The organism is Brevibacillus porteri, from assembly GCF_003013475.1.
Lineage (GTDB): Bacteria > Bacillota > Bacilli > Brevibacillales > Brevibacillaceae > Brevibacillus > Brevibacillus porteri.
In genome coordinates this window covers 433,527-459,496 of sequence record NZ_PXZO01000001.1, presented here as the reverse complement: position 1 = coordinate 459,496, position 25,970 = coordinate 433,527, and the positions used below count along the sequence as shown (strand labels likewise).

General features: G+C 44.5%; 23 protein-coding genes. 8 read left to right on the top strand and 15 right to left on the bottom strand.

Features of this window, described 5'->3' with window-relative positions:
• Nucleotides 1–4: 4 nt before the first annotated feature.
• The 8 genes from C7R92_RS02160 to C7R92_RS02125 all read right to left on the bottom strand — a co-directional run bounded on the left by C7R92_RS02160 (nucleotide 5) and on the right by C7R92_RS02125 (nucleotide 9,314).
• On the bottom strand, nucleotides 5–979 hold the full coding sequence (locus C7R92_RS02160) for a Gfo/Idh/MocA family protein (RefSeq protein ID WP_106833059.1): 975 nt from the start codon (nucleotides 977–979) through the stop codon (nucleotides 5–7).
• A 15-nt stretch (nucleotides 980–994) separates the two neighbouring features.
• Nucleotides 995–1,969, bottom strand: coding sequence for a Gfo/Idh/MocA family protein (locus C7R92_RS02155; RefSeq protein WP_106833058.1), 975 nt, complete (start codon nucleotides 1,967–1,969; stop codon nucleotides 995–997).
• 13 nt (nucleotides 1,970–1,982) lie between these two features.
• The gene (locus C7R92_RS02150; protein ID WP_106833057.1) at nucleotides 1,983–2,972 is read right to left on the bottom strand and encodes a Gfo/Idh/MocA family protein; all 990 of its coding nucleotides are present in this window, start codon (nucleotides 2,970–2,972) and stop codon (nucleotides 1,983–1,985) included.
• Nucleotides 2,973–3,001: 29 nt separating this feature from the next.
• Nucleotides 3,002–3,844: a carbohydrate ABC transporter permease gene (locus C7R92_RS02145; protein ID WP_069845520.1), complete on the bottom strand. Its 843-nt coding sequence runs from the start codon at nucleotides 3,842–3,844 to the stop codon at nucleotides 3,002–3,004.
• Between the two features lie 30 nt (nucleotides 3,845–3,874).
• Complete coding sequence (locus C7R92_RS02140) at nucleotides 3,875–4,834, bottom strand: carbohydrate ABC transporter permease (RefSeq protein ID WP_106833056.1); 960 nt, start codon at nucleotides 4,832–4,834, stop codon at nucleotides 3,875–3,877.
• A 71-nt stretch (nucleotides 4,835–4,905) separates the two neighbouring features.
• Nucleotides 4,906–6,186: an ABC transporter substrate-binding protein gene (locus tag C7R92_RS02135; protein ID WP_106833055.1), complete on the bottom strand. Its 1,281-nt coding sequence runs from the start codon at nucleotides 6,184–6,186 to the stop codon at nucleotides 4,906–4,908.
• Between the two features lie 152 nt (nucleotides 6,187–6,338).
• A complete protein-coding gene (locus C7R92_RS02130) occupies nucleotides 6,339–7,544 on the bottom strand; it encodes an ROK family transcriptional regulator (RefSeq protein ID WP_106833054.1) in 1,206 nt (401 codons plus the stop codon).
• Nucleotides 7,545–7,769: 225 nt separating this feature from the next.
• On the bottom strand, nucleotides 7,770–9,314 hold the full coding sequence (locus C7R92_RS02125; protein ID WP_146147596.1) for a YcdB/YcdC domain-containing protein: 1,545 nt from the start codon (nucleotides 9,312–9,314) through the stop codon (nucleotides 7,770–7,772).
• 125 nt (nucleotides 9,315–9,439) lie between these two features.
• On the opposite strand from C7R92_RS02125, the gene C7R92_RS02120 reads away from it, so the two are divergent.
• On the top strand, nucleotides 9,440–9,775 hold the full coding sequence (locus C7R92_RS02120) for a hypothetical protein (RefSeq protein WP_244195614.1): 336 nt from the start codon (nucleotides 9,440–9,442) through the stop codon (nucleotides 9,773–9,775).
• Nucleotides 9,776–10,025: 250 nt separating this feature from the next.
• Here C7R92_RS02120 and C7R92_RS02115 read toward each other — a convergent pair whose 3' ends face one another.
• A complete protein-coding gene (locus C7R92_RS02115) occupies nucleotides 10,026–12,269 on the bottom strand; it encodes a glycosyl hydrolase family 18 protein (protein WP_106833052.1) in 2,244 nt (747 codons plus the stop codon).
• 304 nt (nucleotides 12,270–12,573) lie between these two features.
• On the opposite strand from C7R92_RS02115, the gene C7R92_RS02110 reads away from it, so the two are divergent.
• The 7 genes from C7R92_RS02110 to C7R92_RS33355 all read left to right on the top strand — a co-directional run bounded on the left by C7R92_RS02110 (nucleotide 12,574) and on the right by C7R92_RS33355 (nucleotide 19,221).
• The gene (locus C7R92_RS02110; RefSeq protein WP_106833051.1) at nucleotides 12,574–13,092 is read left to right on the top strand and encodes a hypothetical protein; all 519 of its coding nucleotides are present in this window, start codon (nucleotides 12,574–12,576) and stop codon (nucleotides 13,090–13,092) included.
• 1,470 nt (nucleotides 13,093–14,562) lie between these two features.
• On the top strand, nucleotides 14,563–15,684 hold the full coding sequence (locus C7R92_RS02105; RefSeq protein ID WP_106833050.1) for a DNA cytosine methyltransferase: 1,122 nt from the start codon (nucleotides 14,563–14,565) through the stop codon (nucleotides 15,682–15,684).
• Nucleotides 15,685–15,703: 19 nt separating this feature from the next.
• Nucleotides 15,704–16,789, top strand: a complete 1,086-nt coding sequence (locus tag C7R92_RS02100) for a restriction endonuclease (RefSeq protein ID WP_208636176.1) — start codon at nucleotides 15,704–15,706, stop codon at nucleotides 16,787–16,789.
• A 347-nt stretch (nucleotides 16,790–17,136) separates the two neighbouring features.
• Entirely contained in the window at nucleotides 17,137–17,340 is a 204-nt protein-coding gene (locus C7R92_RS33490; RefSeq protein WP_106833049.1) for a DHH family phosphoesterase, read from the top strand.
• Nucleotides 17,341–17,497: 157 nt separating this feature from the next.
• On the top strand, nucleotides 17,498–17,884 hold the full coding sequence (locus tag C7R92_RS02090) for a hypothetical protein (RefSeq protein ID WP_106833048.1): 387 nt from the start codon (nucleotides 17,498–17,500) through the stop codon (nucleotides 17,882–17,884).
• 375 nt (nucleotides 17,885–18,259) lie between these two features.
• Nucleotides 18,260–18,658, top strand: coding sequence for a hypothetical protein (locus C7R92_RS02085; protein ID WP_069845525.1), 399 nt, complete (start codon nucleotides 18,260–18,262; stop codon nucleotides 18,656–18,658).
• A 293-nt stretch (nucleotides 18,659–18,951) separates the two neighbouring features.
• Nucleotides 18,952–19,221 carry a DUF1871 family protein gene (locus C7R92_RS33355; RefSeq protein WP_328137519.1) on the top strand — a complete coding sequence of 90 codons (270 nt, stop codon included), beginning with the start codon at nucleotides 18,952–18,954 and terminating at the stop codon, nucleotides 19,219–19,221.
• A 300-nt stretch (nucleotides 19,222–19,521) separates the two neighbouring features.
• On the opposite strand, the gene C7R92_RS02075 is transcribed toward C7R92_RS33355, so the two are convergent.
• The 6 genes from C7R92_RS02075 to C7R92_RS02050 form a co-directional block, all read right to left on the bottom strand.
• Nucleotides 19,522–19,743 (bottom strand): helix-turn-helix domain-containing protein, encoded by a 222-nt coding sequence (locus tag C7R92_RS02075; protein ID WP_003387736.1) that lies wholly within the window; start codon nucleotides 19,741–19,743, stop codon nucleotides 19,522–19,524.
• Between the two features lie 421 nt (nucleotides 19,744–20,164).
• Nucleotides 20,165–21,088, bottom strand: coding sequence for an ABC transporter permease (locus C7R92_RS02070; RefSeq protein ID WP_106833046.1), 924 nt, complete (start codon nucleotides 21,086–21,088; stop codon nucleotides 20,165–20,167).
• A 44-nt stretch (nucleotides 21,089–21,132) separates the two neighbouring features.
• A complete protein-coding gene (locus tag C7R92_RS02065) occupies nucleotides 21,133–22,056 on the bottom strand; it encodes an ABC transporter permease subunit (RefSeq protein WP_106833045.1) in 924 nt (307 codons plus the stop codon).
• 34 nt (nucleotides 22,057–22,090) lie between these two features.
• Nucleotides 22,091–22,954, bottom strand: a complete 864-nt coding sequence (locus C7R92_RS02060) for an ABC transporter permease subunit (RefSeq protein WP_106833044.1) — start codon at nucleotides 22,952–22,954, stop codon at nucleotides 22,091–22,093.
• A 349-nt stretch (nucleotides 22,955–23,303) separates the two neighbouring features.
• Entirely contained in the window at nucleotides 23,304–23,825 is a 522-nt protein-coding gene (locus C7R92_RS02055; RefSeq protein WP_106833043.1) for a GNAT family N-acetyltransferase, read from the bottom strand.
• Between the two features lie 31 nt (nucleotides 23,826–23,856).
• Nucleotides 23,857–25,950 carry an ABC transporter transmembrane domain-containing protein gene (locus C7R92_RS02050; protein WP_106833042.1) on the bottom strand — a complete coding sequence of 698 codons (2,094 nt, stop codon included), beginning with the start codon at nucleotides 25,948–25,950 and terminating at the stop codon, nucleotides 23,857–23,859.
• Between the last annotated feature and the right edge of the window lie 20 nt (nucleotides 25,951–25,970).

Sequence of the window (25,970 nt, the reverse complement as noted above, 5' to 3'; positions counted from 1 at the left end):
TTGCTCACTCCCCTTTTCTCAAAATAGCGACAAGCTTTCCTTCTTGTGCCGATTGATTCGCTGCCAACGTTACTTCTAGCGTCTTTCTTGCTGATTCATACGGCGACAGAATCAAGCTGCGATCCCCTGTCAAAATCGCTGTGATAAATGCCCGATCTTGCTCCACGTACATATCCACCGTGCTCTCTTTCGTACGTGTTCCCTCATCATCCATGATCACTACTTTCTTTCCGTCAATCATGACGCGGAAATCTTTGCCCAAGATTTCTACATTCGTACGGTGATCCTGCTGGATGAAACACGTATCCAGATGTCCTAGCGCCCCTGACTGAAACACCATACTGATGGAAGTCACGTCTGGAATATCGATGTTTGGAATGTCACGCGAGACGAGTAAGGCCATCTGCGCATAGACCTTCTCGATATCTCCTGCCAAATACCGCATCATGTCCAGCGTATGTGTCGCCTGCTCGACAAGCTGTCCACCTGACTTGCCCATTTCCCTCCACCAAGGCGTCGTGACGAACTTGGTCAAATAATGGCCGCGGACGAGTGCAATCGACTTGCCCTCCAAGTACGCTTTCGCTTCCTGCACGGTATCGAGATAGCGCAGGCAATAGCCAGTTGCAGTCATAATCCCTGCCTTTTCAATCGCCGCTTGCTTTTCGTTCACTTTCTGTATGTCCAGCCCAATTGGCTTTTCCACAAACAGATGAATGCCTTTCGCCGCCGCCGTTTCCTCAATCTCTTCATGTGCAAAAGGAGGGACGCACACAAACAAAGCATCCAGCTTTTCTACCTCCAATAGCTCACGCCAAGAGGTGTAGCCATGCGCACCAATGCGCTCAGCAGTCTCTGCAGCCGCCTCATGGTTCACGTCGCACACTGCAACGACCTTTACCCTTTCGTCCGTCAACAAGCCTTTCAAATGATGCTGCCCGATTCCACCTACGCCGATCATGCCTACACGTACACTCATGCTTTATTCACCGTCCTAGCGTAATACGACTGGTTGCTTCTGTTCAGCAGATTGATAAGCTGCGAGTGCTACTTCCACCGCTCGCAAGCCGTCTTCACCAGTAATCGACGGTGCTTTCTTTTCACGCACGCTGGTGACGAAATCTTTGACCAATTGACTGTCCATGTCATCGCCCCAGTTGACCCACTTCAAGCCTTTTTCATTGGAATAGACATCCAGCTTTTGAGAAAAAGCGTCGAGCGAGATCGTGCCTTCTGTCCCGATAATTTCCATCGTCACGTCACCCCATGTCGGGAAGGCCTTGTTGCGAGACCAGCTGCAATCGAGTGTGGCAAAAACTCCGTTCTCAAATTCCATGGTCAAAATGCCGCAATCATCAATCGGTGTATCAGAAAACTTGCTGTCTACCTCCGCATAAACCTCACGCACTTCAGAGTCCATGAACCAGCGCATCAAATCAACAACATGAACCGTGTGATCGATCACTGCACCTCCGCCGGATTTTTCCGGATCGACGAACCAGCCACCAGGATTTTGTCCACGGTTCGTACCGCGGATCGCCATGATACGTCCGACTTTGCCTTGCTCCACCAATTGCTTTGCTCGCACGACAGCCGGATGGAATCGCACTGGGAATGCCGTCTGCAAAATGACGCCCTGTTCGCGGCAAAAGTCGATCATCTCTTGAGCAGCCTCTGCTGTTGTCGCCAGCGGTTTTTCGCACAAGATGTGCTTGCCAGCCTTCGCTGAAGCTAACGTATGCTCTTGGTGCTTGGCATTTTCCGAGGTGACGATGACCGCATCGATATCCGTTGCGAGCAGCTCATGATAATCGGAGAAGAACGGAACGCCAAACGTTTCAGCCGCCGCCTTTCCGCGCACTTCATCCTCGTCTGCTACCCCGACCAATTGAACCCCATCTAATTTCGCAACCGCATTTGCGTAGCTGTATGCATGCATATGTGCAACACTGATGATTCCGAGTTTCATGTCCAGTCCCCTCCTACACCAAAGTTACGGGTTTACCCGTTTCGATTGACACAAGCGCAGCACGAGCGATTTCTACCGCTTTCACGGCGTCTTCTGCCGTCACGAGTGGTTCCAGATCACGGTCGATGCATTCGATGAAATGCTTCAGTTCTCTGAAATACGGGTTTTCACGCAACGGACTCTCCGGAACTGCGACTCCGCTCATGCCCGCTTGCTTCGAGCGATTAACCGCCACTAACGGTTTTTCCTTCGAGCTGTCGTAGGCAATGATGCCTTCCTTTCCTGCCAGCTCCATTTTCATCGCGAAGCCTTCATGTGCCCACGAGCCTTCCACATGTGCAATCATGCCGTTCTTGAAGCGAAGTGTAACCAGTGCGTAATCCATCCGGGCAAAACCTCGGCCAAGCAAGCCTTTCGCGTACACACGCTCCACATCCCCGAAGCACCAACGCAAAAAGTCAAAATCGTGAATGATCATATCTAAAACAAGGCTGCCACTGTTTTTGTAGTCGGCGTACCAGTCGTTCCACGCTGTCGGGAAGATACCACCGCGGAACGTACGTGCCACACCAACGTTGCCAATCGCGCCGTCATTAACCAGCTGACGGGACTTCTCGTACTCTGGGAAAAAGCGCAGGACGTGTCCGACGAACAGCTTGACGTTCTGCTCCCGGCAATAATCAACGATAAAACGAGCTTCTTCCTTATCACGAGCTAACGGCTTTTCGCAAATGACATGCTTGCCTGCATCCGCTGCCCTTTTTACATAAGTTTTATGCAGGTACGTAGGCAAACACACATCTATGATGTCGACCTGCGCCAGTTTTTCCATAGCTTCTTCATAGCTCTCAAACCATTCCGTTTTTGTCTCGGCTGCCAGCTCTTTTCCTCTCTCGCTGCGGATATCGACGATCCCGACCAGCTTGACGTTTTCCATGGCAGCATACGATTTTGCGTGAACAGTCCCCATGGTGCCTGCTCCGATTACCAGAACATGATGCATAATGGTTTCACTCCTTTTTTCGAAAATGACTATTTGGACCCAGTTAGGGTAATTCCCTCGACAAAATGCTTCTGCAAGAAAATAAAGACGATAATCATCGGCCAAATGGCAAGAACGGAGCCCGCCATCAATATCGGGTAGTTCGTCAAATTGGTGTGCTCGCCTGTCAAGTACGCCAAGCCAGCAGAGAGCGGCATTTTATCAGGCGTGCTGTTGACGATCAGCGGCCACATCAGGTCGTTCCAAGACCACAGCGCTACGAAAATGGCGAGTGCGATCAAGCCAGGCTTCGCCAGCGGTAGCATAATTCTCCAGTAAATCTGAAAATGGTTGCAGCCATCGAGCTTCGCCGCTTCTTCCAGTTCTTTTGGCAGCGACATGAAAAACTGACGCAGTAGAAACGTGCCGAATGCACTGAACAAGCCCGGTACAATCAATGCTGTCAACGTATTCAGCCAGCCGAGCTCTTTCATAATCATAAATTGAGGGAGCAGAAACACCTGACCTGGCACCATCAAAACGGTCAAGAACAGGATGAACAAGGCGTTTCGCCCTGGAAATTCAATTCGCGCGAATGCGTACGCTGCAAGTGAGCAAAGGAATACTTGCCCGACTACCTTCGCCAAGGTTGTGATCACGGTATTCCAATAAAAATCCAAGAACGGCAGCATCTCAAAAATATGGGTGTAGTTCTCCCATTGATACTTGGTCGGCAAAATGACCGGAGGCACCTGTGTTGATTCGCCCAGTGACTTGAGCGAAGTGAGAACCATCCAGATGAATGGCGCAACCATCACGAGAGCACCTGCAATCAACAGCAGATGAATGAACAACTTCTTGCCCATTTTGTTCCGACTCGTATAAACACTCATTCCATATCCCTCCCGTCTGTTCAGCTTTGATTAATCATAGTGAACCCATTTTTTCTGCAATTTCATTTGAATAGCCGTGACTATCAGGATCATCACCAGAAGCACGACGGCAACCGCGGCCGCATAGCCACCGTTCCCTGATTCAAATCCATTGGTAAAGAACAAGTACGCCATCGTTTGCGTTTGCTCAGTCGCAGGATTGCCCATTTTGCTTCCAAGCATCAGATAAATCAGGTCAAATACCTGAAAAGCCCCAATCAAGGAAGTGATACTGACGAAAAAGATGGAAGGAGTCAACAGCGGCAACGTAATCTTGAAAAACATGTGAACCGGTCCTGCGCCGTCAATTTCTGCTGCTTCGTAATAACTTCTCGGGATGCCTTGCAGGCCGGCCAGAAAAATCACCATGTTGTATCCGATGGAGCTCCAAACGGCAACGATAATCACCGCATACAAAGCAATAGCGGGATCAGATATCCAGCGTGGGCCCTCAATGCCTACCAAGCCCAGCAAATAATTGATGAGACCGTAATCAGCGTTGTACAACCATCTCCACACCATCGCCACCGCTGCCGCCATCGTCACAACGGGCAGGAAGTACAGGGTGCGATAAATCGTAATCCCCTTAATTTTCTGATTAAGCAGCACAGCGATAAAAATGGAGATAGCGATACCGACAGGAACTGCGATCACTGTATAAATCAGCGTGTTTTTCAGCGCGATCCACAAGTAAGGGTCCTTGAACAACAACTCGTAATTATGTAAGCCAGCCCACTTGTACTTGCCGAATCCTCCCCATTTGGTAAAGCTCAAATAAATGGTTTGTACAATCGGCCATAAGTAGAAGACACTCAACCCGATCAATGTCGGAGCAATCATGAGATACGCCCAGAACCAATCACTTCTCTTCATGCGATTCAACGATCTTTTCGTTTTTTGCTGGACGGCGGCGTGCATTTCAGGCTGCAACTGGCTGCTCATCGCATTCATTCCCTCCTTACATAAGCTTTTCAAAAAAGGATGGCCTCGTCCATGATACGAAGCCATCCATCATGGACCTTTTATTCTTGGCTAAGCATTTCGTTCATTTTTTGCGCGAGCTCTTTGGATGCATCCTCTACGCTCATTTGTCCAGCCCAAGCCTTGGTCATGAGTTCTGTTTCCAGCTTGGCCCATTTTGCCGTGTCCTTCGAGATCGGATACGGTTTCGCTACAGCTGCCTGATCAATAAAAATTTTCAGATTAAAGTTCGGCATGGATTGTATCCATGTATCCTGTGTTCCGTTAAATGCCGGAATCGCAGCACCCGATTTTGCCAGGATTTCTGCCCCTTCTTTCGAACCCAAGAATTTCACGAATTCCCATGCTTCCTTCGGATGTTTGGTATTAGCCGAAATCACGTTGCCCAGGCCGTGAATGACGCTTGTGTTCTCTTTCCCTTTTGGAAGATACGTCACGTCCACTTTGTCTTTTGTATACTCATTCTTATTAAAAGCGGATGCCATCCATGATCCGTTGTACATCATCGCGATCTTGCCTGATTCAAACAGCTGTGTTGCCTCTGTTTCCGACAATTGCGCTGCTGTTGGCGATGCTTTTTCGTTGATCAGGTCTGTCCAAAACTTGAGGCCATCGATCGTTTCCGGTTTGTCATAGCCGGACGTTTTCTTGTCTTCCGAAATGATGTAGCCACCGTTTTGATAAATCGTGTTATAGAAGCCGTCCTGTCCATAAGGAGGTGCTGCAATTCCCCAAACGCCTTTTTTCTCATCAGTCAGTTGCTTTGCTACTTCCTTCAGCTTGTTCCAATCCCAAGTTTCGTCTGGATACGGTACTTTTGCGTCGTCAAACAGCTTCTTGTTGTACCAAAGGCCAATGGTGTCGAAATCTTTCGGTAGCGCGTAGTTTTGTCCATCGTAGGTGTAAAGATCAACGAGAGCTTTCGGATAATTGTTCAGATCGATGCCATCTGCCTTTATTTGATCTGTAAGCGGCAAGAGCATGTCATTCGCTGCGTATTTTATGATACGTGGACCATTAATCCAAAAAATGTCCGGCAAGGTGCCACCCGTTGCGGCTGCCTCCATCTTTGTCCAGTATTGCTTGTTAGGCGTTAGCTCTATTTTGATGTCCACGTTCGGGTTCTTTTCGTTAAACTTTTTCGCCATTTCCTCCATCGCAGGCAATTGGTTTTTGTCCCACAGCGCATATGTGAGCGTTACCTTTTCACCTGAAGCAGCACTGCCAGTCGTTCCAGCTGGTGCGGAGCTCTGTCCGCCGCCCGAACATCCTGCCACTGCTACCAAGAGAGCAGCCATTGCAATCGAAACCAACTTCTTCATCAGAAATCCCTCCTCGATTTACGTTCTCCTCTTTATACCCCCAAAATATTGCCAAGCACGACACGCTCCCTTTTCGACTCGCCCCCTTTCAACGATTTTTGATGGGTTGACTTTCTTTTTCCAATGACCAAATAAAGTTTGCAAAAAAGATGTTACAAGCTGAAGTGAAAAACATCTTGTAACAAAACAGCAGCAGCAGCCTTGACCTCGAAATCAGCTCCCAGTACCGTTGGACGGAATTCCAGCCCTTCGACCATCGTCCCCATTGCTTGAGCCATTACTTGTTTTTGGATGCGCTCAAACAACACTTGATTGTCCCGAATCATTTCTCCACCCAGTATGATCAGACTCGGGTTGAACAAATTCACCAGATTCACAATACCGATCGACATGTACGAAGCGATTTCGTCGACGATGTCTTGGCATACTTGATCCCCCTGATGCAGTGCTTGGCGAAAAACATCAAATGTGATTTTTGTCATATCTCCGTCTGCCAAATCCATGACGAGCGTTTCTTTTCCGCGTGTAACGGCGGACAGTATACCTGAGTAAATGGCTGGCCACGCCACGTAGTTTTCCAAACAGCCAACGTTGCCGCAGTCACAGCGCATCCCGCTTCGATCGACTGTCGTATGTCCGAATTCACCTGCTCCACCACGACTTCCACGGAAGATGGAACCGTTTACAACGAGACCCGAACCAACCCCTTCTCCTACGGTGACAAACAGGAGATTATTAGCATTCAGTCCACCACCGAAGTTTTTTTCTGCCAGGGCGATTGCATTGGCATCATTGTCGAGCCAAGTTTTTAGCCCAAAACGCTTTTCTGCCATGTCTATTAACGGAACATCATGCAAGCGCAGCTTGGAGTTGAATCGGATGACCCCACTCGCTGCATCGACAATCCCTGGTGCGATGATGGAAATGCCAAGACAACGGCTGACATCATCCACCGACTGGAGAAAGTCCTCGATCGAATCCAGCACATACTGGATGATCAGGTCACTCACTAGACCAGCTTTTACCGGATAGATTTTCTTTTGCTTTGTAGCCGCTTCCAAATTCATTTCGGCAATCGTAATCGCTGTATTCGTAATAGAGACGCCAATCAAAAACTTCCCGTCTGGACAGAAGCGAACCATAATCGGCTTACGGCCACCCTTTGACTCACCTGTTCCATCTTCTGCAACCATTCCGTCACGGATCAGCTCATTGACTGCCGAGGTGACTGTAGTTGGACTGATGCCCTGCTTTTTGGCGATATCACTTCGCGAGATGGGCCCAAACTGGCGAATGGTGTCGAGTATAATAAAGCGATTGAGCTCTTGGATTAGTTTCAGATCTCCAGTTCTGCGCATCGTATTCGTTCATCCTTTATTTTTCCAATGACTTTATAAAGTGATCATACTGAAATTTGTATTTTGTGTCAATTTCGTTTTTTCTTATATTTCGATCAATTTTTTCTGATTGAATGTTTCATATACCTTTCGCCAACACTCAAACTGATATACTTAATTTGCCAATACTTATAACGAAAAGAACCTCCCTTACCGTTAGAAAAGGAGGTTCTTCTTTCTTTGTTCTTATTCTGTGGACTCGTAGGTATAAAACTCACCCGTCAACGCATCTATTTTTGCATCGAATAAACTCGGCAGGGTATAAACGAGTGACGCTTTGCCTTCCTCTTGCAAGATATACTGTAACTGCAATGGATATTTCTTGAGTAAAGCGGCCGCTGCTTCTTCCTGGGAGATTGCCTTCTTCGGATCAGACATCATTCCATCGACCTTTTCATTGAGATCGATCCCCATGACTTTCCCATTGCTTCCGCTGATGAAGATACGCGTCCGCCAATCCTCTACAGGAATCCCTTGCTCTTGCTTCACAAAATGGAAGGAGTATTGATTTGTACTTTCATGATACTCTCCAGGCTCAAGTAATAGCAGCTCGCCTGTATCAGCAGGAACGTTCTCTGCTAATTCATTCATGGCTAATTGCAAAGCCTGCTCTTGCGTCAATTTTTTGGCAGATGCCTTTGACACACTTGTATCTACGACACGATCGTACACGATTGAACCTGTTTTCGGCTCGATTAACATGCTCCCAATCCATCCGTCTTCAGTCCTCCACGAATAATTCGTACGCCCCTCCCATTTGTCTGTTTTCCAGAAATCATCGATAATCACAGGTTTTTCACCAGTTACATCTTCAAAAAAGACATTTCCTTTCGAAAAATCATAACCGGTACGCTGAGTCAGATACGCTTGTGCTTCTTCACGGGATTTTGCTACGGGCTGGCTGGCACCCTTTGGTTTCACATTCACTTTACTATGATAAGGCATATTCACGCTGTCTTTGCCGGACACAGCATCCAACTTACCAGAAAAAGCTGGGACGTAGAGGAGCTTGTATATTTTTCCGTCTTGATCGAGGAAATACCGTAATTTCATATAGGTGGATAGCTGTTTCTCGGCTTTTTCTTTGGATAGGATCTGATCCAAGTTGGCGAAGGAGATTTTTTCGATTGGTTTGCCAAGGGATTTTCCTGTGATTTGCCCTTCGTGATCAACTTGTATCTGAACGATGTCGTCTGTGAAAGGAACCCCATTGACCATACGTACAAACTGAATTCTATTTGTTTGGCCATCGAAAACTTTCGCAACCCCGTCCCCATCCAGTTGGTATCCTGCCATGTCTTCTCCGTACCACTTTTTCATAAAGGAAACAGCTGCTTCTTTCGATTTGTCGATCGGGTAAAGCGTTCGGCTCTTTTGGCTATTTAGCTCGTGTTTGCCAAACTCAAGCAGGTCGCCCGTATTTTTGTCGAGCACCAAGGCAACGAATTCGGCATTATTTTCTTTAGACTTATAGTTATTCACTAGTAGATAAGGAGTGTCTTTCAATACCACTTCCGTAACAGGATAATCTTTCAAATAAGGGATGAAGCTAGCTGCTTTCTTCACCCCTTTTTCGACCAGCTTGTTTATTTCGGGTGTCATTTGCTCTCCTTTTATTTTTTCCGCAGTAGAAGCTAGCCTGTTCTCCCCTGCCAATGCACCACTAGTAGATGACATCACAATACTTGCAGCCATCAGGAGGAACACAGCGTGCGTAACTTTTTTCATCATTTCTCTTCCTCTCGTCAGTTCCTATTTGCTTTCGCGCATTCATTATTCGAACCTCAATCTGTTTTGTTTCAATTTTTCTAAAAAATTCACACAAAAAAACATTCCTTCGATGAATCGAAGAAACGATGGACGTATTCGCTGCTACTTCCGATTCTGGTAAGCTTGGCTTTTTTCTTGTGTATGTTAAAATTTACAAAAAAGGGAAATGGGGCGTTAGTATGAGTGAGCAGCCCTTTTGGTTTAAAGCGACTGCAACTGTTGTTATTGTCATTGGAATTTTAGCACTACTGACAAGTGTCGCTTTCTTTCAGCTATTAGCATTGGTAGGCCTTGTCGTTATCTGTGCCTCGAAAGGTGTATTGGAATGGAAAAAGAACAGAGACTGGGCTGTTATTATTTTTGGTCTAGTTGCACTACAAATCGCTATTTTTATCAAGGCATTCTATCGCTTTTTTACATAAGCCACTTAGTTAATTCAACATGAGTGGAAAATATTTCTTGATTACTATTATGAACATTAATATAATAATAGTGAATTTGGAATTTTAAGGAGGGGCTTCTATGAATACTGCAATTGCGATTCTTACTTTTATTGGAGATCTTATTCCATTAGTCCTCCAACTGTTAAAAGCCTTTGCTTAATTTCCAAACGAACAAATAGGGGCTGTTCTTCCGTCATTTTCATGACTGGAAGGACAGCCCCTTCCCTACTTATTGGGTATCTACATTTCCTTCTGTTTCTGGTGTTTGTTCTGTTTGTTCTGTTTCTTCAGTACCTTCTGTTCCTTCAGTACCGTCTGTTTCCTCCACAATTGGCTCATCTACATAACCCTCGACGCCTTCAACTGCCGCTTGTTGTTGAACTTGCCAGAGAGCTGCTACATTTGGTGGCTCCCATCCCACGAGTGAAGTGTGTGGTTGCAAACATTTGTATACCTTGCCTTGATAGCTGACCAGATCACCAGGCACGTAGCTTACATTTGGTGCCCAAGCTGGGGTTCCCGGATTTGCAGCATCTGTTACACCTACTACCTCGACGCTCTTCTGTGAAGAATTACCTGCTGCATCCTTCGCTACCACAGAGAAGGTATAAGAAGTGTTAGGTGTGAGTCCTGTGACAGTTGCAGTCGTACTTGTTACATCCGCTGCTAATGCTGTTCCGTTGTAAACCTCGTAATTCGTCACCGCGATATTGTCCGTAGAAGCAGCCCAGCTCAGACTGATACTCGTGCCTGTTTTCCCTGTAATAACCAGATTGCTTGGTGTGCTGGGAGGTTGATTATCTGGCTGAATTGTATCCGTCGTAACCGTTACCTCATTGCTTGCTACGGAGGAATTACCTGCTGCATCTTTCGCCTTCACAGTGAATTGGTAAGCGGTTCCAGCAGTAAGCCCGCTAATTGTCGTAGTTGTACCGGTTACCGTTTTTGCAAGCTGAATGCCATTGTATACCTCATAGCCAGTAACCCCTACATTGTCGGTAGCAGCTCCCCAACTCAGGCTAACACTTGTAGCTGTTTTTGCAGTCGATTGGAGAGTGGCTGGTGCTGTCGGCGGTACGTTGTCGACTGGAGCTGGCCCGCCCAGAAGATCGCCATACACTTTATCTAGCAGTGCTTTGTTACGGTCTCCGCTAAACTCCCAGAACATCGCGCCTGCCAAACCTTTGGATGTAATATAAGAAGTTTTGTGTCCGATTGAAGTCACATCGTCATAGCTAATATATGTTTTCGAAGCTGGGTTGAAGAGATAGGGCACTTTTGCCGCGTCATTCCAGTGGCGTGTGAAGCCATTTTTGTTCACATAATTATTTTGGATATCCGTGAAGTCAAGCATGCCAGGTTCCCATGTTCCGACTGACGGCCCCGTGCAATTTTGATATTCTCCATTGTTAGCCGTTGCGCAACCCGACCAGCCCCTTCCGTAAAACGGAAGTCCGAGAACGAGCTTGCTGGCAGGAACACCGTCACGGAGATGACCCTCTACAGCTGTTTGGATATTATAGGTTTGAGCATTTGGCAAACCAGCTGCTCCTGCTGCCGGATCATAGGCCAACGGCGCATTATGTCCGCTCTGCTTTTGGAAGGCTCCATAGAAGTCGTAGGTCATAATATTGATCCAATCCACAACCCGGGCAATGTTTCCAAGCTCTGTATTTGCGGCATAACTAGGGCTGGCACCAGAGGCAATCGTCAAATAGTACTGTTTGCCATCCGTTACCTCAGCCGCATCGAGTTTGTCTCTGACAGCCTGTAGCAATAGCGTGTAATTTTGTTTATCTTCAGGACGTGTGCTGTTTCCAGGCAACCCTCCACTAACCGGGTACTCCCAATCGAGATCGACCCCATCCATCTGATATTTCCGGATAAAATCTACCGAGGACTGTGCAAATACTTGGCGTGCAGCCGGATCTGCTGCTACATCAGAGAAGCGATTGGACCACGTCCAGCCCCCGATCGATATTAATGTCTTTAATTGAGGGTTTTTTTGCTTTAATTTTGCCAATTGATTCAAATTTCCGCGGATCGGCTGATCCCACGTATCTCCTGGAAAGGACTTTTGCACATCAATCCATGGATCTCCGAGAACAACTGTACCATTCGGGGCATTAATATTGCCTACTTCATCCTGGCAAGCCCATGTTTGTGGATTGGGCCCCGTTGGATCTGGGTTGCCGTGTCTGCCATTCCAGCAAATATCCGCAAATGCGTAGTTAATATGCGTTACTTTATTGGGATCGATATCCGTTACATTGTAGTTTCGTCCATAAGCTCCCCATGAGGGATAGTAGCCAATAATTTTGGAATTGGATACCGCTGTCGCCTCCGCTTGATTTTCCTCTGCTTGCGCCGCCTGTGCCGCCATGGGCAAAACGGAAGTGACAAGCAGGGCACCTACCATTAGTACATTCCTAACACATTTCTTGAATTTCATAGTATCCCTCTCGATCTTCATGGATTATGTTACAAATCCATCTTATTACGACTTATATCACGATATGCTAATACATTTACATAAATGGTAATAAAAGGGTTATCAGGCGCAATTGAACATAAAAAAACCCTCCCTTCCGGCCAAGGGAAGAAAAGGGCGGCTGGGTCACTAGAGATTACCGCCAGCCATGTATTGAAAAAGCTCCTCAAAATTTTAATATTCACATTTTTGTAACAAATACTTCCATACATCAAAAGGAAAACAATTGATAGTCAAGAAATTCATATTGAATTGGAAAAAAAATACAATTGAGGAGTTGTTTTTTATGAAGCGAACTTTGTCTTGCCTATCTGCTACATTACTTTTAGCTAGTATGTTGGCTACACCATCGTATGCTGAATCAAATAAGACGACTGCCACCTCTCATTCTTCAAAATCAAATCAGTCCATTCAAGCAAAAGCAATAGATCCACATCTATTGAATGGTTTTCGGGTGAAAGAAACTAACAGCGCAACTGTATATTTGGTCATGGATGGTAAAAAAAGAGGCATTGTTAGTGCCGAGGTTTATTTTAAATTATTTAATAATTGGGATGGTATTCGGGAATATTCGTCTCTAAGCAGTATTCCCGATGGGCCAGTCATTGGTGAAAATGCTCAACTGATAAAGTTCCAAAATAGTGCAACTGTCTACCTTTTGGATGAAGAAAATGGAAGAGTCGTTAAGCGCGGCATCACAAGCGCATCTGTTTTTAACAAGTACAATTTTGATTGGAATAAAATTATTGTACTTGCTGACTCTCTAAAGAATGCATTTCCCGATGGTTCCCTAGTAGACAACTAAATTTACATTTTAACAAAGTTTGATAATAGACACACCTCTTACATTTGGTTAAGAGGTGTGTTGACGTTTCTTGCGTCTTTGCCCTTCATGAAATACTTCTGTTTCTTCATAAGCACATATTTCGCCAACTTTCATTCCGTATTTCATGACATATCCCCCCTTACATTTATCAAATCGTGTGCTAAGTTCCCATATGCAAGAATTCCAATGGTTGATAGATCAATATTTTACAAAAATTTGAAATTAAGTTGCACCATTATATAGTTCGTTATATGACATACCTTAATTTTGGGATTGTCCTCAATCACAATTAAGGAGTGACATTAATGAGTGTAATTGTTGCTTGCAGTTTCGAGTAATTTTCAATGTTTATGGGCGGCTTTATTAGCTGCCCTTTTTACATAATTGCCCTTTAAACATTGTCGTTAATTTGGATAAGCCTTTATTAAATGAATTTGCGAATCAATTAGCACATTTGCGTTTACCATAGGTTCGTATCAGTTGCCAAGCTTCCCTCATTTGCATTCTCTATACCATGTGAGAGAAACGAGCTGATTAATATGTCGAGAACTGGCGTGGTGGTCATTCCATTCAAGCGTATCAGAGCGGCTGGCGTACGGAGGCCAATTATACGCAAATCTCTCTCACAAAAACATCAAATTTAGTATTAACGATCGTTTAAAAGGAGGTGCCAGAATTGGCGCCACAAAAAGGTGTTACAACTTCGTCGAGAAAAGTGTCCTTAGAAGTACAAAGAAAGAATCGTAGAAAAGCAGTCCGATTAATCAACAGAATTGTTGTAGTAAGAACAATATTTGATACATTTACAGGCTGTCTGCTCAGTGTCGGACCAAATGGTTTCCGCGTTCGGGTCTACACTGGTAGCAATGAGACGTTCACCATCATCACCATTCCATTAAATTTCGTTATAAACCTCTTTCCTTTCCCTTGCAATTGCTAGGTTCTAGGCCCCAGTCCAACGGGGCTTATACATATTCTCTTTCTTTTTTTCAATCCTTTATTATTCAAATTGAGCATGGTTTTAATTTGCGATTCTTTGGTTATGGATACCCGAACGTAAATTGCCGTACTTCTATTCATGTCATACAATCACCTGCCTTACCTACATTATTGTACAAAAGCCAAATAGCGTAGCCAATAAGCTACGCTATTTGATATCTTGCCAATATTTCCACAACTATTTGGTTGACCTGCTCTTCGATGACCCTGCTCTGTTTTGCCGTTTTCCGCTCGTCGGAAGGTAATACGCAAGATCTGCCGAGTTCTTCTGTTGCCATTCATAGTTGTCACCTCGATACATCATACGAGGTGATCAGACTGTCATTTGCTTACATATCCGATAGACTTCATTGTTCAAGAAACATCATCCAGCAATCTTTTTGAAGGAAAATGATCGATTCATGTCGAAATCTTGATGATTAAAAAATAAGTAAGGCAGGTTTACACCTTATGTCTAACGCTCCAACTTTATTTACCTTTTTTTCGGGTGCTGGATTTCTCGACCTCGGATTTGAAGATAGCGGCTACAAGGTTTCTTTTGTAAATGAATATCACAAGCCGTTTATGGATACGTATATTCACTCCAGGCGGGCGCTTCAACATCCCGAACCCGAATTTGGATACCATCTAGAGGACATATCCGTCTTCACAGAAGAACCCAATAAAGACGAGCTTAGCAAAATGGTTCGTGCGTGCAGGGCTAGAAATGAGCTGATCGGTTTTATTGGTGGACCTCCATGTCCTGATTTTTCAGTAGGCGGGAAGAACCGAGGTAGCGAAGGGGAAAACGGAAAGCTGACGGCAACATACGTCACATTGATTTGTCAACAACAACCCGATTTCTTTGTTTTTGAGAACGTCAAAGGCTTATGGCGAACCAAAAAACATCGCGAGTTTTTCGAAGAGATGAAAGCGATGCTTCGCGAACATGGATACTCTACTACCGAAAGACTCATTGACGCCATGGAATACGGGGTGCCTCAGCAAAGAGAGCGTATTATCTTGATCGGCTTTAAAAACGAGACGTTAAAAAACATGAACATTCCAGTCGAAAACGGGACATCGCTCGATGATGTATTTCCTTGGTTGAACAGAATCAAATACACCAAAGAGCAGTTACAAAGCATTCCCTTCCCGACCCAAGACCCGTTTCAGGAAGATGGCACATTAGGAAAACCTGTTGGTGTTCCAGATGAACTGACGGTGGAATATTGGTTCGAAAAAAATGATGTGTACCAACATCCGAATGCGAATCTTTATTTCCAGCCTCGTGCGGGGCTGGCAAAATTTTTGGTTATTCCTGAAGGGGACGACTCCAAAAAATCGTACAAACGGCTTCATCGCTGGCGGTATTCGCCAACAGCGGCATACGGCAATAACGAAGTTCATTTGCATCCATACAAGGCAAGAAGATTATCTGTATCTGAAGCGTTGGCTATCCAATCCCTGCCAAAAGCCTATACACTGCCGCCAGACATTACCCTCTCCAACGCCTTTAAGACTGTTGGAAACGGTGTACCATACCTTGCATCTAGAGGCATTGCAGAAACGATTTTAGACTTTCTACAATAGATAGAGAAAAGGTGAAAGCATGAGATTGACTGCTGCTGATATTGTCAAAGCAATTGGCTTGCTTCCGCGGGATCGAGCCTACCATTACATCAATCCAAGAACCAAAGGTCAAATCAAAATCATGGATGTCGTATATCCCGAAGGCCCCATTTTTATTCGTAGATGCGACCCCTCACAGGGTGAAAGTTTCAGCAATGTAAAGGATGAACCAATGTCATCCCAGATGATATGGCGCATCGCAAATGCCTTTCTGCCTAATAGTGCCATCAACTTTGACCGTGTCTTGGGAGCAAGCTACAATACTCGTTCGGTCTTAGAGGCATTGATGGCGCATACACCTCAGTTTTATTTTTGTTACCCAGGAAGAATTCAGGTCATTAATTCTTCGTCAAAAATACGACAGGGTCATAAACATTTGATGTGGTGCCCTGACAATCCGCACGAAATGAGTGTCATGAAACAAATTGAAACAGACATGGTAATATCCGAAATCCCAAACGAAGTAGTGTATGATGCCCTTGGATTTCCTGCTGACGTTTTGGTGGGAAATGCAAATGACATTCAAGTTAAGAGAAGACATACCCAGATGCAAATTGCGCTGATTGAAATTGGACAACAGCTCAATTTCCGTACGTGGATCGCCCAGAATGATAAGGGGATTACTTACAAGAATCAAAAGATCGGTGAAATGCAGAGTGTTGTCGCTTCCCTCCGAGACGAGAAACTGATGGCTGCATTCGAGGATGCCTATCGCGCTGCACTGCTCATTGACTGTATCTGGTTCAAGAATGGCAAACTGATGCCTGCTGTCATCGAGGTAGAACACAGTACAGGGGTAACGAGTGGTCTTACACGCATGAAAGGGTTGCAAGATGCCCTCCCTTTTTACAACGATACTCGTTATGTCATCGTAGCACCTGACGAAGATCGAGACAAAGTGATTCGAGAAGCAAATCGCCCTCAATTCCAGTCTTTAAAAACGAGGTACTTCCCTTACTCGGCAGTCGAAGAACTATACTCCTTGTGCAAAAAGAGGAAAATTCGGGGAATCACGGACGAGTTTTTGGATTGTTACATGGAACCCATCACAGAACTTCTTGCTTAAAAACCAAGAGCCTACCAGTACGGTAAGGCTCTTGGTTTTTTATATGCCATAGGCTCTATCATCCCCGCCAAATAGCTTACGAATCTGTCCATACGCCCGAACTTGAACGTTAGGAAAAACAACGTGATTCTGATTCCGTTCATGATGTTCGATCGCACACGGTATATCAAGTTCGTTTAACACCGTTGTTTTGTGTGCTCTATCACCCCATGTAACCAAGTAATAAACAGGAAAAAATAATATTCCTTAGTGAAGACAAATCAACAAGATGGAATTTGGAAAAGTGAATTAGGCGTCAACGGTAACTTTGATTCCCCAGACAGTCCAATCAATGTGATAATAATAAGATGGCCGAAAGCGTCTCGCTTGTGATCACGGTCGATAATGGCTCAAGTGCGCACTCAGCTATGGTAACGGCCAAGCGAAGAGGAATTAATGTGATCGTCACTGATCATGAGATATTGGCGGATCATCCTGAGACCTATTGGATAGATCATCCCTATCGATGGTCTTTCATTATCATTGCTATCCTAATCATTCACCATTCTTAATCGGCGGGTTAGTTGGATATATAGCAAGGAAAGGCATATTTAGAAGAATACAAGTTAAACTAAAGAAGGAAAGAATATTTCGAGTTTTAAAATATTGTATTTTTTGTCATATAAAGGTAACCTCTAAATAAACCGAAATATTAGGAGATGATAGAAAATGAAAAGATTAGCATCTGTAGCTTTATCAATTTTTTCACTCTTTGCCATTGTTTCATCAGCGAGTGCCGTATCACCTCATCCCGTACAATCAAATGTTACAGCTCCAGTCACTGTCACGAAGCTTGTTATTGAAGAAGATATCCCTCGTTACTTCTATCCTGGTGACTATGCTCCGATTTGGGTAACTGCATTTTTTTCAGACGGCACATCTAAGGTTGTGTCAAATGAAGTTAACATACTTGAGGAAGCAGCATGCGAGTACATTAAACAGCCTAGAACTGTATATGCTATGGTTAAAGCGACACATTCTACAGGATCGGATGTTGGATGGTTTACTGTTGAGTACGGTGGCGTAGAAAAGACAATCTATTTTAGTGTTCGATAAGAAATGAAACCAGAGTCCTTCAGTAATATAGAAGGACTTTTTTGTTCCCCTCCCCCTGCCGCCTCTGCCTCATACCGATTTATACAAATGGGATTTCAAAACACATAAGATCATTCCAATCAGTAATAAGTGAAACCGTATATCTTTATTCGCCAAACAGCATCCGGTGTGTCTTAGTTTTCAAAGGGCACACCGTTTTCATTGTTTCTGGACAAACTCGCGAAAGGTCTCTTTGGAAGTTCAAGAGCATTCAGAACCTCCCCATTTAACAAATCGTGTGGTTTTTAAAAAATTGAAATAAGTTGTAACAAATTACCATTAGCTTCGTCCTTAAAATGTAAGCAAGATCAGTATTAGAATCGGAGGTAATTCATTTTGAACAAAAAACTTTTTAAATCTGGAAACTTACTAGTTGTTCTGCCTCTCTTATTTGCACTTTTAATTCCTGCAAGTTTCTTTCTTGACCCATTACCAGCCCAAAGAAATGAATTTGACTGGAAATTACAAGCCGGTTCTGCCAATGGAATTGTATCCAAAACTCCAATTGATGTAGCGAGCGGTTTGTTTTACAATGGTAGGCCGTTACGGAATGCATTAGTAAAAGTAACTTACTTTGACAATAACCAAAATGTGAGCATTGTAATGCAACCTTATGAGGATGGATATGAAGGGATAATTTTCTTCCAAGAATCAGGAAAATATACCCTTCGATTTACTGTAGAAAAAGGAAATATTATAGGCTCAGAAGATTGGGAAATTGATGTAAAAGAGTAAGAATCAATGTCTCTTCTTACACTTCTCGGTGAGAAGTGTTTTTTAAATTTTCATAATTACCGTTTTGTTAATAACCATTGAACTCAGGCATTTGATCGAGCTACCACTGCTGCATGGTCTCTACTACGATCTGGTAGTCCTCGAAAATCGTGTTCGTTCCGTCGATCCCATACCAGCAGGAATATGATGTAAACGTCTTAATCTTTGTGCAATCCAACATACCCTCCCCTCCCTAACTAATCAGTTAACGTCCGCTTTTTTATGGTAATATACTTGGACTGACCAAATTCGAGGTGAAACAATTGATTTATGCTAAAGTAAAAAACATTATTGATAGATGGGACCCGATTGGGTTAGTTAGTATAGATCCCGAACACGATCATTACCGATTTGAAATAAATAAGATTATTAAACTGCTTCAATCTAGCTACAGCACCCCTGAAGAGTTGGCCAAACATGTAGAAACCATTTTCATCGAATATTTCGATGACGAAATTTATGATCGTCCGTTCGCAGAATGCCTGGATGTCGCTCTCATTCTAATAACAATCGATAGCGATTAACAATGCCCCTTCTAAGTGCTACATCTACCTTTTCCCCCATTCTCTTCATACACTTTTTGATAAATTGCTCTTTAAGAAAGTCCATATACTTGAGGCAGCCCGTCATTACCGATTACATCCCAACAGCCGAAGAGATTCAAGCTCCGTTCAGATCCTATCCCCTTCGACCATCGCCTTCTCTACTTCTTTCTTGTTTGCTATTTATACAAAAGTAAATAAAAGGGCATTTAAACGCAAATGAACATAAAAAAACCCTCCCTTCCGACCAAGGGAAGAAAAGGGAGGCTGGGTGGACTGGGTTCAAATCTCTAGTTCACCAAGTCGAACGAGTTCGACTACTGCCTGAGATCGACCTTTGACACCTAATTTTTGCATGACATTACTAATGTGATTGCGCACAGTCTTTTCGCTGATGAAGAGTTGTCCGGCAATCTCTTTGGTTGTCTTATCTTGGACCAAGAGTTCAAACACTTCTCTTTCGCGATTCGTTAACAACGGCTTGGTTTGGTCGCTACCCTTCAATCGTGCCACCCCTCCTTGTGGGCTCTACAGGAACAAGGTTGAGGGATTACAGAGTCACCTTATCCTATGATGGGGGGTGGGTGATGGTGCCGGAATTTCAAGGATTTTAGGCTTTTGCCTTACATCCTATTCAGAAAATGGGCAATGGGTTCCGAACACCGCTGAGAAACCTCTTCGACATCCGCCGTGAATTTTTCCGTTCGAGACGACGATGGCCGCCAGTTGTCCCCCGTTCAGATCGCGACGAGTTCGCCTCGCCTGATGAGATTGCCATCGGAACCCAAGGCCAACACCGCCCCCGACACTCCAGTCTATTCACCCGACACATATACTGCTCCCTACAAATCGACTTCCATTCCATTATTTTTAATCGGATCAACCAAAAATGCCCTTGATTCGTAAAAATCAAGGGCACCACAACTTAAATAAATGGTGTACGATTATACGTTTGCTCGAACTTGTCACGCAAACCTTTGGCCAACAAGCTAAACGATCCAATGGCGATCATGAATGCCCCCAATGGTACGAGAAAAATCCACGTATAGTTACTGTAAATAAAGCCTCGATAAGACCCAAGCAGTCCTGCCCATTCGTGTGTAATAGAATGATACAGAAGCGGGTCAAAGGTCATTTTCGTACCACCGACAAACAGGTCAAATATACCAAGAAGCCCCATCAAGGTCATGACGGCGATCATTTCTGTCACCAAGATGATAATGAGCTGTTCCTTCAAATGTGGCAAGATGTGGCGAAAGACGATTTGATTCCGGCCTGCTCCCAGTGCAATGGCAGCCAAAACGTATTGTGATTCTTTAATTTGTTCGGTCATTTGACGCACAGAAGAGGCTACAGAAGGGGTTCCAAGAACAGAGACAAGCCCAATGAAAATCAGCACGAGCGTGAACGTCGGCAGCTCGGAATTCACATTGATTCCTCGCAAAAGAAAATACACGGGAATAAACACAGGCATATAGCTCCATGCATTTTCAATCGCCATCCACCAACGCTGTTCTTTATCTTGGATGCCGATATAAAGTCCAATCCATGTACCAAGTAACACGCGAATAAATGCGATCGCAAGGGTAATAAAAACGGTGTATGGCGCTCCATGGAGCAAGAGGGTCAGTAAATCATACCCCCATTTGTCCGTGCCGAGTAAATGTTCCTCTGACGGCGGAAAGGGCGGTGAGACCATGACTTTTTTACCGTTCACAACCTCGTGACGCATCTTCGCTTGATATTCCAGATCATAGGGAGCCAAGTAAGGCCCCGCCACAGCGATCACGATCAGAAGGAACACGAAAATACTGCCTAGCCATAAAGAAAAATGGAATCGTTTTTTCATCAAAAAACCTCACTTATCCCTCATGCTGAAAAGTGACCAGCTGCTTAAATAAATGGGGTACGACTATACGTCTGTTCGAATTTATCACGCAATCCTTTGGCCAATAGACTAAAGGAACCGATTGCAAGCATATAAGCAGCAAGTGGAATCAGGAAAATCCACGTGTAATTCGTGTAGACAAAGCTTCGGTAAGTCCCGAGCAGTCCTGCCCATTCATGTGTGGTCGAGTGATACTCAACAGGGTCATAGTACATAGTCGTGCCGCCTACAAATAGACCAAAAATCCCGAGAAGCCCCATCAACGTCATGGTGGCGATCATCTCTGTCACCAGGACAATGACCAGATGCTCCTTCAAATGCGGCAGGATGTGGCGAAAGATGATCTGATCCCGCCCAGCCCCCAGCGAAGTCGCAGCCAAAACGTACTGGGATTCCTTGATTTGCTCCGTTTTTTGACGGATGGACGCAGCTACCGAAGGCGTCCCAAGCACTGCCACTACCACTACGAAAAACAACACGAGCGTAAACGTTGGCAATTCGGGATTGATATTGATTCCTTTCAATAAAAAATAGACAGGAATAAATATGGGCATGTACCCCCAGGCGTTCTCTATCGCAATCCACCAACGCTGCTGCTTGTCCAATATCCCAATATACAGACCGATCCATGCTCCAATCAATAATCGCAATAACGCAATCAAGAGCGTAATAAAAATGGTGTAAGGTGCCCCGTGGAGCAGTTTTGTAAGCAAATCATAGCCCCATTTATCCGTACCCAACAAATGCTCGCCTGAAGGTGCCAAAGGAGGCGAAATGATCACTTGCTTCCCGTTTACCATCTCATTGCGAACTTTCACCTGGTAATCGATGTCATAGGGGGCCAAATAAGGTCCGGCTACACCGATAATCATTAGAAAAAATACCAAGATACAACCTAGCCATAAAGCCCAATTGAACCGTTTCCTCATACCATACCCTCACTCATTCCAAAAGAAGTCTGGGCTATTTATACACAACCGCGCGTTCAATCACATACAGAATGAGACGAATCAATACATAGACCAAAATGGATAGCAAAATAATACCTAAAAGTCCCATGACAGCAGCATTGAATTCGTAACCGCCATCTTTACTAAAAATAAAGCGAGTCAATCCTACGACGTTTAATAAGTACTCAACAATAAACAAGTTGGCTACCGTAATGGCAATCGTCTTCTTTAAATCAGCAATGAGAAACGGCTTGATATTTTTATAGACGTGGTGAATGAGAACATGCCAAATCCCCATCCCCTTGGCAAGTGCTGTTTTAATGTAGTCTTCGCCGCCGATTTGTACATACTTCAGGCTGACAACCTTCATGAGGAAAATCGTTGGTCCAATTGACAGTAACGTGATCGGAAACCATGTACTCTCAGAGTCACTTATAGGTGACAGGGTGATAATTCGAATGTTCGTCAGCTTGTAAAATCCGACAGCACCCACAATCGAAACAACAATTAGGATAAAGTCAGGAATCGTGGCAAGCAGATTCAAAACCTTTTGAAATTGACGTACAATCCGAAAGCGCTGCAATAGCAATCCAAAAATAATACTAGCAAGGACTGCGACACCAACACTTGCAAACAGTAGTTCAAAGGAGCTAATTGCAAATGGGAGGATATCCTCAGCGATGCTCCTTTCCGTTTGCCCCGAATAATAGGTTCCGAGGGAGCCCTCTGCAATCTGCTGAATCAGATATACCGTATGAACTACGATATTTCCCGGTTCGAACACGATTTCTTCCTCTTGCGTATATAGCATGAACGGCCCACCGCAAACGACGATAACTAGGAAAAACATCCCAATTAATTGTTTTACATAGGTCAAGCTCTCATACCCCCTTACTATTTCCAACAATACACTATCTATTAAAAATCATCCAGACAATAGAAAATATTTTATTTTTTTATTCTATTCAAAAAGAAATAAAAAAGTGGCTGAGCAGGATAGCCTGTCAACCACTTCTCCATTCTTGGGACAGTTGATTCGAAAAAGATGATAGCTGATCGACTACTTCGTAGAAGAAGTAGCTACACGCAGCTGCTCATTTTTCGTGAGAAGATTTTGAATCGAAGCAGTGAAAGGTTTTCTTACTCCGTCTTTCAACCGTGGCACCATTGGAATCATCTGATACACCTCCTTTCTGACAATATCTTCTTAAGAATAGCATTTTTCCTTATTTATCGTCAATTACGGCTCCCAGATAGGAAGCGAGTTGATTGATTTCGGCCATGTAGATGTTTTCTTGTCCGTAATAGCCCTCCTGCTCCCCTGCAACCTGTGCAAATTTCGAATAGAGCCGGTTCAGATAGGCATGACTAGCATCTGCACGAAAGGTCACTTGTTTCACGTGTTCATTTTCTTCTTGGACCTGTCTGATCAGATGGCGAAAGCCTTTCAGAAATACCCTGCTCCTTCGATATTTTTCTGCAACGATGACTGAATGGATATAGCAAATTTCGCCCTCTGGGTCTGGTTGCCTTTCTGCTGTCATGTATTGATAGTGGCCCCATCCGACCACTTTACCGCGCTCGTCCTCTATCAGGATCAAATGAGAATCCGGGAGGAACGTCAAAATATGAATGAGCGTGTCACTAAGGGAAAACATACGACTAAATTCCAATCGATTGCGCATAAAGAATAGCGTGAACTGGGCAAAATCATTGTCACTGGTACAACTTCTAAATTGGACATGCATCCTTTGCACACTGCCTTTCTTTTTCTGTTCGTTAGCGTATTAGCTGTTGGGCGTTTTTGCCAATCGTCGAGTATTGGGACGTGATGTACTGGTATACCTTCAAAGGTAAGGTCAAAACAACACAAGAAGTGAGAGCCGTCACCGTTGTTGTCTGTAAAGCACCCGCTAGGTCTGTTTCTCCAAAGTGATCGCCGTCCTCCAGAATCGCAAGTCGAATCTGCTCCTCAAATTCAGCAGATGTTTGGGAAACTTCTACCTTTCCGCGTGCAAGGATATGAAACTTTTCTGCTGCTTCTCCTTCCCGAATGATCGTCTGTCCAGCAGTAAACGTCTCGGTATGGAAAAGATGCAAAATATCAGACACGTCGACACCTAGAACATCCATAACACCTTCTGGGCTGGCCACCACACTTTGTTTCTCCCATAGCCTTTTGTAATAACCCCGCTTTTGCAACAGTTGAGAGTGTGTCCCTTGCTCCACTAGTTCCCCGTGCTCCAACACAAATATTTGATCCATGTCCGTTATCATTGACAAACGATGTGTCACCGTAATGACAGTCCGATCGCTGGAAAGCTTCGCAAAGGTCTTGTTAATAGAAGCCTCTGAAATGGGATCGAGAGCAGAAGTTGCTTCATCTAGAATGAGTAGAGAAGGATTACGCAGAATCGCTCGAGCAATGGCAAGTCGCTGCCTTTGTCCCCCAGACAGGTTGCTTCCCCCATCCAAAACAAGTGTTTCGTACTTGTCTGGTAGACTCATGATATAGTCATGGATCTCCGCTTGCTGTGCAGCCATCCTCAGCTCATCGTTGGTCGCATCGAGTTTGCCGAGCCGGATGTTTTCGGCTAATGTTCCGTGAAAAAGAAAGTTATCTTGAAAAACGACCCCTACATGGTTGCGGAAGGCTCCCCGATTATATTCATCGAGTTTTGTGCCGTTTATCTCGATATGACCAGAAATAGGTTCATAAAAGCCTACTATCAGCTGAACGATCGTGCTTTTTCCAGACCCGCTGGAGCCAACAATGGCAACTTTTGTCCGAGCCGGAATCTGCATGCTGACCTGATTGATAGACAACTGATTTTCCTGATAGCCAAACGTAACATTTTTTACGGACACTTCAGTCATACGCAAATCGAGCGGATCTGCTGTAGAATGGTCGACTTTTTCACTAGGTTCATCCAGTACCTTGTGGATTCGTTCCATACTGACTTGTGCATCTGTAATCAGAGGGAGCATAAAGGTCAGATTAAACACTGCATTCCCCATCGACGTATACATGGTGAAAAAGGCGACAAGCGAACCGACAGAGATTCGCCCGGTGAGTGCCAGATAGGAACCAAAGCCAATGATCGTAAAGTTGATGAGTAGTAAGCATAGCGCAGGAATTCGCTCCAGCTTCGCTGCCATCAGATTTTTGCGATAGTTGCTGACCATCAGCAATTTGAGTCTTCCATTAAATTTATCGATCATGACATCTTGCAGGTTGAATCCCTTGATGACCATTTGCGCTTTCGTATTTTCCTGAACATCATTCGTCATAGCTGCGAGCTGTTCTTTGTATGCGGCATTGACGGCATGGGCACGTCGGCCAAGCAAATAAGGACCTGTAAAGATCAAGATTGCTCCCACCAAAATACACAGCGCCATCACCCATTCTAAGTAAAACAAAACTATCGTACTAATCGTCACGACCACCAATGACTGAATACCCGTCGTGAAGAGAATGGCCAATGATCTGTCAATGACAGGCAAATCCACTGAAAAGGAAGAGACCAGTTCACCCGAACGCGTTTTGTGGAAATAGCTGACCGGCAAATGCTGCATATGCGCAAACAGTTTTTGCCGCAAATCATTTTGAACACGTGCATTTAGCTTTGCCAGCACATAATCACTGATCATTCCAGCACTGACACAGATAAACCCGCTAATCGCCAATACGATCATGATGACTGTGAAAATGTGCATATTTTTGGGAACAATCGCTTTGTCAATGATCATCTGGAAACTAAGAGGTGCCAAGGATAAAAAAAGCAGATCAAGTGCAAGCGTGAGGAAAAAAAGGAAACTCAGGAGCTTATAGGGGCGTATGTAGCCAAACAGTTTTTTGATGACGAACAGCATCGTAACGTCTCCTTCTTGGA